This is a genomic window from Methanosaeta sp. UBA356 (genome assembly GCF_002496465.1).
GTDB classification, from domain to species: domain Archaea; phylum Halobacteriota; class Methanosarcinia; order Methanotrichales; family Methanotrichaceae; genus Methanothrix; species Methanothrix soehngenii.
On sequence record NZ_DAKC01000099.1, the window covers coordinates 1 to 6702 of the forward strand.

Annotated in this window: 8 protein-coding genes; 2 read left to right on the forward strand and 6 right to left on the reverse strand. The window is 46.6% G+C overall.

All coding sequences use genetic code 11. From position 1 onward, the window contains the following. Positions 1-143: 143 nt before the first annotated feature. The 4 genes from BP727_RS09210 to BP727_RS09225 all read right to left on the reverse strand — a co-directional run bounded on the left by BP727_RS09210 (position 144) and on the right by BP727_RS09225 (position 3571). Positions 144-428, reverse strand: coding sequence for a hypothetical protein (locus BP727_RS09210; protein ID WP_276620245.1), 285 nt, complete (start codon positions 426-428; stop codon positions 144-146). 52 nt (positions 429-480) lie between these two features. Then, positions 481-909 carry a cyclic pyranopterin monophosphate synthase MoaC gene (gene moaC, locus BP727_RS09215; protein ID WP_342766278.1) on the reverse strand — a complete coding sequence of 143 codons (429 nt, stop codon included), beginning with the start codon at positions 907-909 and terminating at the stop codon, positions 481-483. 146 nt (positions 910-1055) lie between these two features. Beyond that, on the reverse strand, positions 1056-2453 hold the full coding sequence (locus BP727_RS09220) for an NAD(P)H-hydrate dehydratase (protein WP_286858479.1): 1398 nt from the start codon (positions 2451-2453) through the stop codon (positions 1056-1058). A 104-nt stretch (positions 2454-2557) separates the two neighbouring features. After that, positions 2558-3571, reverse strand: coding sequence for a sulfurtransferase (locus BP727_RS09225; RefSeq protein ID WP_286858481.1), 1014 nt, complete (start codon positions 3569-3571; stop codon positions 2558-2560). A 283-nt stretch (positions 3572-3854) separates the two neighbouring features. Here BP727_RS09225 and BP727_RS09230 point away from each other — a divergent pair, with 283 nt between their 5' ends. Together BP727_RS09230 and BP727_RS09235 are read left to right on the forward strand one after the other, a co-directional pair. Continuing rightward, a complete protein-coding gene (locus BP727_RS09230; RefSeq protein ID WP_013719221.1) occupies positions 3855-4109 on the forward strand; it encodes a hypothetical protein in 255 nt (84 codons plus the stop codon). An 8-nt stretch (positions 4110-4117) separates the two neighbouring features. After that, entirely contained in the window at positions 4118-5155 is a 1038-nt protein-coding gene (locus BP727_RS09235; RefSeq protein WP_013719220.1) for a glycosyltransferase, read from the forward strand. Between the two features lie 338 nt (positions 5156-5493). Here the strand turns inward: BP727_RS09235 and BP727_RS09240 are convergent, their stop codons facing one another. Together BP727_RS09240 and BP727_RS09245 are read right to left on the reverse strand one after the other, a co-directional pair. Then, a complete protein-coding gene (locus tag BP727_RS09240) occupies positions 5494-5697 on the reverse strand; it encodes a hypothetical protein (RefSeq protein ID WP_286858484.1) in 204 nt (67 codons plus the stop codon). Beyond that, positions 5694-6002, reverse strand: coding sequence for a winged helix-turn-helix domain-containing protein (locus BP727_RS09245; protein WP_013719219.1), 309 nt, complete (start codon positions 6000-6002; stop codon positions 5694-5696). The genes BP727_RS09240 and BP727_RS09245 overlap by 4 nt, the downstream gene beginning before the upstream one ends. Positions 6003-6702 lie beyond the last annotated feature (700 nt).

Sequence of the window (6702 nt, forward strand, 5' to 3'; positions counted from 1 at the left end):
AATAAAACCGCAGAGTCACAGAGCGCACAGAGGATCATGAAAAAATGTCGAATTCCTGTGACTAGCGCACGAACCCACACCAAATAGCGAGGAGCCAAGAAAGATGAGGTCTCAATCGTGGAGAAGTGAAATTATGCCCGACCTCACATAATATTCTTCTCTATCCTCTCCAGAGCCTCAAGGATCCTTTTTTGGCTGGTGGCATAGGAGAGGCAGACGTAATCCTCGCCACTCGGCCCAAAGGCGGATCCTGGTGTGGCGGCGATGAGAGGCTCTTTAAGCAGCCTCTCGGTGAACAGATATCCTCCGCCACAGGCGGACACATCCGAGAACACATAAAAAGCGCCACCTGGAACGCTGCTGGGTATTCCCAGACACTTCAGGCCCGCGACCAGCAGTTCCCGGGCGAGAATGAAGCTTGGCCACAATCATATCGATATCATCCTGCTGCAAGAGCAGTACGATTTCCTGCACCGAGAGCTATTCCCCTTTCACCTTCCCCAACACTCTGATCTCCTCAATCTCCGTATCGGGATAGTTGCCAGTCTCGTCCTTCTCCAGATACTTGACCATATCCCAGATGTTGAGCAGAGCTGCGCTCACCCCTGTGAGGGCCTCCATCTCTACCCCCGTCCTTCCAACTGATGTCACTGTGACTGTGGCTCTGACCCTCATCTCCTCCAGCTCAAGGCCAACCTCCAGGCCGGTTATGGGAATGGGGTGGCAGAGAGGAATCAAACGGGGAGTCTCCTTGACTGCCAGTATGGCCGCCAGCCTGGCGGTAGCCAGAGGATCACCCTTCTTTATCTTCCCACCTCTAATGGCCTGGAGGGTGGACTCCTTCAGCCTTATCGATCCAGCAGCAGTGGCCTTTCTATAGACTATCAGCTTAGAGGTGATATCCACCATGCCCTCCAGCTTTTCCGCCCCGGCGATCTCACCATGCCCTCCTTCCTCTTCATTCATCCTCTTTGCCTCAATTCCCTTGCCATTCCTCAATTCGTCTATATTCCATCCCTGCCTTCAGGTTCCCGTCTTTCTATCTCAGCCCCATCCTAAAGCCTCATGGCCTGAGGGATCATCTCCACCACATCGGTGGCCAGCATACCGAATCCCTTCTCCAGATAGACCAGATCGCCCGCCCTGCCATTGACAAAGGCTGCTGCGCTCGCTGCCCGCAGGGCGGAGGTGCGGGCATAAAAGGCGGCCACAATCCCCGCCAGCACGTCCCCCGTCCCGCCAACGGTCATTCCCGGATTCCCGGTGGTATTGGCCCGAACTATCTCTCCATCGGTGATCAGATCGACCTTTCCCTTGAGGAGAATGGTCACGCCCCTCTCCCGAGCATAGCCCCTTACCAGCTCTGTCCTCTCCTTATAGTCCAGGTCGATGAGGGATATGCCGCTGATCCTTTGAAACTCCCCGGCATGAGGGGTGATGAGACCCTTTAAGGGAAGGCCCGGCAGGAGGGCATCGGCATCGATGACCACCTTCTCTGCCAGAGGAATTATGCTGGCAATGGCATCTCGGGTATCGGGATGTCTTCCCAATCCCATGCCCATTACCACCACATCATGAGCGGCGATCAGATCCCGGAGAGGCTTCAGGTCATTTGCAGAGAGGCGATCCTCTGAAAGCTCTCTCACTATGAGATTAGGGGAGAAGCAGGAGATGGTTTTTGCCGCCCTTGCCGGCGCAGCTACTGTGACTATATCTGCGCCCGCTCGCAGAGCGGCGAGGGCGGTGAGGGCAGGAGCGCCGGTATAGGGGCCGCCGCCGATGACCAGAATCCGGCCGCTATCCCCTTTATGGCTCTCTGAAGACCTCTTCTTCAACAGCCCCAGATCTCCCGGCCCTACAAAAAGCTCGGCCCCTGGAGGGATGCCGATGTCTGCCACGATGACCCTCTCCCCCAGATCCGGCTTTGGGCGGTGAAATGTGACCACATAATCAGCCCGCACCGTCTTATTGGTCCCAAGGCCGCTGGGGATGTCCACAGATAGCACCTTCTTTCCCGAACAGTTTATAGCATCGATTGCTTCCGCCTCCAGCCCGGCCACCCTTCCTCTCACCCCAGTTCCAAAGATGGCGTCTACTATCAGGTCGCACTCATCGAGCATAAGGTCCTCTGCATCCTTTATCTCTCGCAAATCCAAGTGCAAGCGCCCCAGGATCTCCCAGTTCCTCCTTGCCTCCTCAGTGGATATATCGCGGGAGCGACCCAAAAGGTAAACGGTAGCATTATAGCCTGATAAATGGCGGGCAGCGACGAAGGCATCGCCGCCATTGTTGCCACGGCCGGCCACAATTGCGACCCTCTTTCCCGGAGATGATGCGACAACCTCTCTGGCTATGGCAGCACCCGCATTTTCCATCAGCTGGAGAGGAAGCAGACCGAAATACAGGCAGTTGGCGTCCAGAGCCTGCATCTCTTCCCAGGATATAATTCTCATGGGCCAAGAGTAGTGAGGCCAATAGCATAAAAGTATTGCCAGAGATATGGGCAGAGAGATTACAATAGAAGTCTAAAAAATATGATCAGAGGGTGGTGTATGAATCATTTTGATCGATTCATCTCCTCTAATTGTCTTCTTTCATCCCTTTCTGCCCTCTGCCAGTCCCTGTAGGTGTACATCTTGGCATCATAGCCGAGCATATCCAGAGAAAACCATATCACAGAGGCCTTAGTTCCTGTGGTGGTAAACACAACCACAGGTTTATTCTTGGTGAGGTTGCTGAATATCCCCTCAAGCTCGCTCTCCGCCCGAATGATCTTTCCATCCAGGACTTCATCATAGGGAATATTGATAGCCTGGGGTATTGTTCCGTGCTCGAATTCCTCCACCGATCTAGCATCCACTATTTGAGCCTTGCCGCTCTTTACATAATCATAGGTGGCATACAGATCTTCTCTGAAGGCGGGCGAATAGGTGCTCTTAGGCCTGGTTGCAGATGAGTTTTCCACGGGCAATCCCGCCCCCATCCAGGCATCTATCCCACCGTTAAGCACTCTGATATCCTCATGGCCCATGTAGCGAAGCAGCCAGTAGACGTAGGTAGCAGTGGAGGGGCCTCCCCCGCAGGGCTGGCATTCGCCATACACCACCAGAGGATCGGTTCGGGAGATGCCGGCATCACCCAGAATCCTGGCTATATCCGAGATGTTCTTAAGGCAAGCGGTATTGTTGATATCTACGAATTCCCGATATGAGATATGGACTGCACCCGGTATGAAGGAGGCAGGATAGTCACTGCCATCCAGCATTATTATATTATCTGTGACATCTGAGGAGTTTATAAGCACCTCGCGGGAAGGGGCCACCATATCCTCTGAATCCTCAGTTACAGCCGGATTTCCATCCTGATTTAGCTGGCCGGAGGAATCGGCTATCCCGGCTTCTGAAATGGAATCACTTGATAAGATGCTGGTGATCGTCTCTTTTGCCAGACTATCTAAAAAAGTGCATACATAGCACTCGGCGCTTGCTGATGAGCAGAATAATGCGACTGTCAACAGCATTATTGCAGGTGCCCTCATGCCACCCCAGGCGGCCGGTTTGAGCTCAGACATAGATCATCTTTCCTTCGCTAGGTATCATTTGTGCGGTTGATTGCTGAGTATGATTGCTTCCTGTTAAAAATCCTTTTGTCCAGGACAGGATGCATCCTTAGTTCAGATTATGATAGGAAATAATTCAATATCATCAGATCTTGGCCTTCTGCATCGTTTATACGCCAAAAAGCTCATTGAACACGCAATCAGATCTCTGCTAGACAGAGCCAATCAGAGGATCTTCCATGAGGTTAAAGAATCTGGGCGTTGCGGCGGGATCGATAGGCAAAGGGAATGAAATATGAACATAACAACAGTAGCAATGATCTTAGCAATAGTATTGACCGGAATAGCATTTGGTGAAGATGAATTTACTCAACATTTAGGGAAAAATGTAACTGTAAATGTATGCAATATGACAGTATATCAAGGAAACATGACTGAATGGTGGAACGACTCGATAGTAATTAACGAGTTGTGTGATCCATCGATAGGAAATATTACAATTAAAAAAAGCTGCATAGTGTGGATAAAAAACGGATTTGTATGTGATTAGGCAAGAATATGAAGATCCTAACGATTGTACCAGCACATAATGAGGAACCGACATTAGATTCATGCATAAATGGAATACGAAATCAAACCATCGAGACAGATATCCTAGTAGTGTGCGATAATTGTACGGATAAAACAGAACAATTGGCACAATCGCTAGAAGTAAATACGCTAAAAACTATAAACAATGTACACAAAAAGTCTGGTGCATTAAATCAAGCGTTAGATAAATACTTACTGGATTATGATTTAATTTTAGTACAGGACGCTGACACAATAATTGATCATAGATTGCTGGAAAACGCCGTAAAAGAAATAAATAAAGATAAGAAATTGGGTGCGGTTTGTTCAAAAGCAGGAATAAAAGATATCATGTCATCTAAATGGAGTGAATTGCTCTGGTGGCACCTGCAACGAATAGAATATGCGACATTTGATAGTTCAAGAATCGAAACCGCTGGATCCATAAAAGTAGTACATGGAATGGCCGCGGTTTATCGAACAGCCGCATTACAACAAGTAAAAAATAAGTGGGGCAGAATATATGATGAGAATAACATCACTGAAGACTATGAACTAACAATATGCCTAAAAGAGCTGGGGTGGAAAACAACCGCATGCATGGATATGCGGGCATGGACCGAAGTGCCGGTAACATTAAAAGAATTATGGAAACAACGAGTACGCTGGTTTAGGGGTGGGATTGATGTACTAAGGACTCACGGAATAAATAAAATAACAATAACTGAATATCTCCAACATATATTATTTATTATATTGACTGTGTTGAATGTACTAATAATATACTATCTTTCAGTTGTACTAATATCCGGTGGCCAACTAGGTATCCATCCGTTGTTCTATCTAGTAGTGGCAATTGTAACACTAGATGGATTATATAGATTACGCTATGCAGAAAATGTAAAAACAATAGAAATTGTTATACGATTAGCCATATTACCTTTTAGTATATATATGATGTTATACCAAGCACAACAACTATGGGCATATTGGTTATCAATAACAAATGCAAAAAATGAATGGTGAAAAAATGTATTCAATATCAAACGGAGTCATTAGTGCATCTTGTCTTTGTACATGCGCTTGCGCGGTAGAACCAAGCGGCATGTTTTCAAATGTAGGCATACATACAGTACCTATATTTATAGGAGGATTCATGGTAATTGATACCAGCGTTAAATTACTGAGACTGTGGTACAAAGAAAATCACAGATAGAAATAACCAATTTTTCCTGAAGACCGGTGTTCTCCCAGCGCCTGCACCCCCCATTCCTACAAGTCCGGAGCTCTGAGTCCATGCCCAAAATCTCCATCCAGGCGACGCTTAAGCTGGTTAGATCATTCCTCTGGTTCTTTTTATATAGTCAGTCAATGGGCAAGGTCAGGTCGATTCTACATCTTTTTTGATGCGAAAAGACCATTAGTGCCAGAGCATTAACTGAAACGCCAAGCAGAGATGATATAGAGACCACCATAACAATGAGAACGAGCCGCTTTCTCTGCTGTTCTACGCGCTCTATTAGATCATATACCGCATCTGCCGAGGTATTATCTTCCATTATTCTCACTCGCTCGCCCATTCATTTAGTACAAAGAGCTCATCATTGATGGTCTTGAACCATTCATATCTCGATTTGCCCAGGGGAGTGAGCTCAAATACTATTACTTCTCTTGCCCCCCATGCAAGCCTCTTTTCCTCAATATATCCGGCATCTTTCAGCATATTGATATATTTCTCAGCCGAAGTCGTCTTCAGATTGGCGCACTGAATTATATGGGTCTTCAGCGCCCGGCCTTTTGACTGGCCCTTTGAAATGCACTCAAGGAGCTTGAGGACGATCTTGATTGCAGGCCTGTATTTCGCAACAACCATTAAGTATCCCCATCACAGCTCTTAAAAGGCTTCCATACCTTTAGTACATCACTACTATATCAGAATGTAGCTGCTCTGGTATATCAATCTTTATTGCTCAATATTGATTGAATCTAATTTTTTAACTGTTTAGCTTCTCAAATTCATCTTTATGATGGAAGAAGCCATTAACATTGGATTAACCTGCATTGCAGGGAAGATTGCCGCTATAATGAGGCCCAGACATCTGAGTAATGGGCCCAATTTGCCCGGTTGGACCACCAGAATTATAATTATTGTGATGGTTTTTATTAACCTGCTCGACCTTCAACATCCAAAATTTTTATATAATATTAATATCATCATTAGATATTGATCCTTTAAGACATAGATACCTAGAGAGATTGACTAGAAAAAAGAATATGGCAAAATCATAAAAAGAGGTAGCGTATCATTTTTGCTGTAAATTTCTCAGAAATATCAGTAACAAGAACTGACTTGCTCTTCACGAGATAACAGCAAGTTATTTCTTCATGAGATATTATAATTGGCCCTGTATCCCCAAGTCGTCGAAACTTTGGGAGGGATACAGAGCCATGAATATATCCGACATAGCAGATGATTATCTTATCGATGTCCCGATTATGATCGGGACTCTTTCCCCGTAGGTGAAAGATCGAAAAGAGGGCATGAAGAAACTGACCGCGGGTTTTCTGAATGA